This window comes from Anaeromusa sp., from assembly GCF_028691475.1.
Lineage (GTDB): Bacteria > Bacillota > Negativicutes > Anaeromusales > Anaeromusaceae > Anaeromusa.
This window is the reverse complement of the sequence record NZ_JAQUZF010000022.1, coordinates 26076-29545: the sequence shown is the minus strand read 5'-3', so window position 1 is coordinate 29545 and position 3470 is coordinate 26076. Positions and strand designations below refer to the sequence as shown.

Below are 3470 nucleotides of genomic sequence, written 5' to 3'. Positions count from 1 at the left end.
CGTCATTGCCCATCATCAGATCCGCAATAATCAGGGCATCTGATTCTTTAATCGCCAACAAATTAGTCCCATGAACACCATGGGTATAGCCAACCTCCACTACAAGGAACGGCAACGGACAAGCATTCTGAATTTCCTTCAGAGACGAAACTCCCACCTTAGGAGTCGTAATAGAAACGCGCTTGCCTAATAAAATCGACAAGGTTGTTGCCGCGCTACCCATAGAGATGTTGCCAATCTCGCCCAGAGCGTCATGCTCTACATCAGAAAGAATCTCTCCACTTGCTGCTTCCGGCGCGGCTTCGCCTTTGAGCAAGGCATCAAGTTCCTCTTGGCTGAGAAAGCTCTCACTCATTTTCCGTATCTCCTTCATTTAGTATTTTCGTAATCTGTACAGCCATTTTTCGATTAACCAGACCCGGCTTGCATAAAAATTTTTCCCGGTGCCCAATGGTAATTTTCAACTCATGGTCAACCTGGCTATCCAGTCGTAACACATCTCCGTGAGACAATCCAAGCAGATCGTACACATTAATTTGCGTACGCCCCATTTCGACAACAAGAGGAATACGCGCCCTTTCCAGCTTTTGCTGTATGGCGCTCACATGCTCCGGCAGCGACTGCTTGCTCATGGACGAAGCTACCCAGAAAGTAGTGGTTAGCTTTGACATAATGGGTTCCAGTACTAAATAAGGAATACAGATATTGACTAAGCCTTCGGCCTGTCCGATTTTGCATTGCAAAGTAATAAGCACTACCATGTCATTAGGGGGTACAATCTGAGTAAACTGAGGATTAGTCTCAATCATTTCCAGCTTAGGATCTACTACTAATACCTGTTTCCAGGCATCCTGAAGAGAATCCAGGGCTTTACTCATAACCCGGCGAACAATCGATTCTTCAATATCTGTCAATGCTCGCGGTTTAGACAAAGGCATGCCTACCCCCCCGAACAACCGGTCAATTACGGCAAACACTATATTGGGGTTCATTTCCAAGATGACATTCCCTTTTAAGGGACGCATTTGGAAAATGCCGATAACGCTGGGGTTAGGCAAAGAGCGAACAAATTCTTCATAAGTCATTTGGTCGACTGAAGCTACGTTAATATGCACCAATGCCCGCAAATTGGCAGATAAGTAAGTGTTGAAAAACCTAGCGAAGTTTTCATGCAACATGTACAGCGTACGAATTTGATCTTTAGAAAACTTGTCCGGCCGCTTGAAATCATAGACCTTGATTTTGCGTTGTTCCTGTTCGCCTTTCATGTCTTCCGCAGATACTTCTCCTGCCGAAAGCGCATTTAGCAACTCGTCAATTTCGGACTGGGATAATACATCAGGCCCGGCCAACGCGCTCCCTCCCTTTGTTGCATCTTACCACGTTATTATTGCAAAATAAAGTTTGTGATATATACTTCATAAACCCGCTCTTCTCCCAACGACTTATTCACTTCACGTTTAATAAGCTCTTTGAGGTTTTCTTGTTTCGAGGGATCAAAGTCTTCTACTTTTTGTGACCGCAGCACATATAACACCGTATCCTGCACCTTCACCTCTTGAGGAGACAAAGCGTTTTTATCTTTTTTCTCTTCCTTTTGGGGCTTCATTTCCAAAACAAGACCTATTTTTAAATAACGTCCGCTGCTAGGCCCCCCTATGTTAACAACCAGTTGACCGTCTTTAGGGTCTCCCAGCTTTACAAAGGTTCCCGGCTCGCGCTGCTCGATTTTGGTTCCTGACTTATCAGCAACAATTTTAGAAGCAATAAAGTATGAGATTCCTCCGGCCAGCGCCAATCCCACTACAATCATGACCACAATCAACATCATTGGTATCTTTTTCTTCTTTTCTTCATCAGCCATTGCTACACCTCCTTCAAACTTCGGCATATCTTATAAAATATTTAATATTATTCACATATGTACAGCGGTTAATCCCCGCTTATTTTCAATTGTTAACGAAAATTATTAAATATGGCCCGACGATATTGCATTACTTTGCGCACTAGTTCTTCCATAGATTCTTCCACAAGCAATTTTTTTCCATTGGTCAGCGTTACCACTGTATCTGGTGTTTCCTCAATCATTTCAATTAGTTCCGCATTTAAAACAAATTCATCTTTTGCTTTCAAACGAGTCACCTTGATCATTGCATTTCTCCCCTTACATTGGACTGCAGGGAGGAAATTCCTCCCTGCAGCTAATTTTACCATCACCGTTCCAAATTAGCCAGTTTTTACAAAAGACATCCGAATTTTATACAACCGCTTCCATCATTCCGCGGTTGAAGAGCTTCCGATGCGGTCCAGCTCCTGACCAGTGTTTCAAGCAATTACGGCACTGTCAATATTCGTAAACACTTGGCTTTTAACACCGTCGCCTTCCATGGCTGTGATCACAGTTTTATTACGCACGCTGACGACAAAAGCAAGGGAATCCACAAGTACCAAAGCTTCCCGTCCGCCTTTCTGCGCCGCATCCTGCACGGCACTTTGCAGACGCTGCGTTTGTGACGAACTTAATTCAATGCCCCGTTGCGCCAAGCGTTGTTGCGCATGCTGTGAAAAATGCAATTCCTGCATTTGCCCCTGCAGTACCGTCTCAAAGGAATCGGCAGCTCCTGTTGCCTTCTTTGTTGCCGCTCCTGCAGACTCGTTAAAAGATCTAAGAGGTGACGGCGTGACAAGTTGCTGTGAAAAAACAACTTTAGGTGCCTGCATGCAAACCGTCCTCCTTCACGCCAAAAGCTTTTGCTTTTTAAATCCGGTAATCAACAGCCGCATCGCCTGTATCCAGGGACAATTCCACCGGCTCGAGCTTTTCTTCCGCTGCTATGCCGGTATTTTTGCTCTGCGGCGACTTTCCTTGTTGGCCTTGCTGCTGTTGCGGCAAAGCGTCTCCTAGTCCGGCATACACGGCGGCTCCTTGTACCCGAACTCCCTGCTGTTGCATTTCCTGCCGGAATTGCTGCAGGTTCGCTTCCAATACGGCTCTCACCTCCGCATTCGAGCTGTGGAATGTGGCGTTTACGGTCCCTGCCGCATCTACAGCCACCTTCAGCACCAATTCTCCCAAATGTTCCGGTCTCAAACGTATCACCATCTCTGTACTATCAGGCAGTCGAATCATACGCGCTTGGGCCACCATTTGGTCGAAAACGCCATGAGGATCAGCTGGCGCTGTTGGCGCTGCATTAGTTGCAACAGTTGCTTCTGCTTGCATCTTTGACGCAGTGTTCTGTAAAAGCGCCGCCTGTATCGGTTGGAAATCCGTTTCCGCCTGAGCATCCGCCTTTACAGGCATTGTTTTTTGCGCTGTGGCTTCACTAAAAGCCTGTCCGGCAAAGGATGCCGCCGAATCTGCATTTTCCGAAGCGGCACGACGCACGCCATAATTGGTTGCTGCTGCAGATTCCACATTTTGCGCTTGGGTGTCGCTAGTTTTCCCCGTTGCCATCTGAGATTCGCTG

General features: G+C 46.4%; 6 protein-coding genes. All 6 read right to left on the bottom strand.

Annotation, left to right across the window (positions count from 1 at the left end):
- On the bottom strand, nucleotides 1–355 hold a 355-nt coding region (locus PHF27_RS05105), incomplete at its 3' end, for a chemotaxis protein CheC (protein WP_300066948.1).
- Nucleotides 348–1352: a flagellar motor switch protein FliM gene (fliM, locus tag PHF27_RS05100; RefSeq protein ID WP_300066945.1), complete on the bottom strand. Its 1005-nt coding sequence runs from the start codon at nucleotides 1350–1352 to the stop codon at nucleotides 348–350. The genes PHF27_RS05105 and fliM, both read right to left, overlap by 8 nt.
- A gap of 35 nt (nucleotides 1353–1387) precedes the next feature.
- Nucleotides 1388–1864, bottom strand: coding sequence for a flagellar basal body-associated FliL family protein (locus PHF27_RS05095; protein ID WP_300066942.1), 477 nt, complete (start codon nucleotides 1862–1864; stop codon nucleotides 1388–1390).
- Between the two features lie 92 nt (nucleotides 1865–1956).
- Nucleotides 1957–2151, bottom strand: a complete 195-nt coding sequence (locus PHF27_RS05090) for a flagellar FlbD family protein (RefSeq protein ID WP_018704280.1) — start codon at nucleotides 2149–2151, stop codon at nucleotides 1957–1959.
- A gap of 174 nt (nucleotides 2152–2325) precedes the next feature.
- A complete protein-coding gene (locus PHF27_RS05085; protein ID WP_300066938.1) occupies nucleotides 2326–2721 on the bottom strand; it encodes a TIGR02530 family flagellar biosynthesis protein in 396 nt (131 codons plus the stop codon).
- A 37-nt stretch (nucleotides 2722–2758) separates the two neighbouring features.
- The coding region (locus tag PHF27_RS05080) for a flagellar hook-length control protein FliK (protein ID WP_300066935.1) at nucleotides 2759–3470 on the bottom strand (712 nt) is incomplete at its 5' end.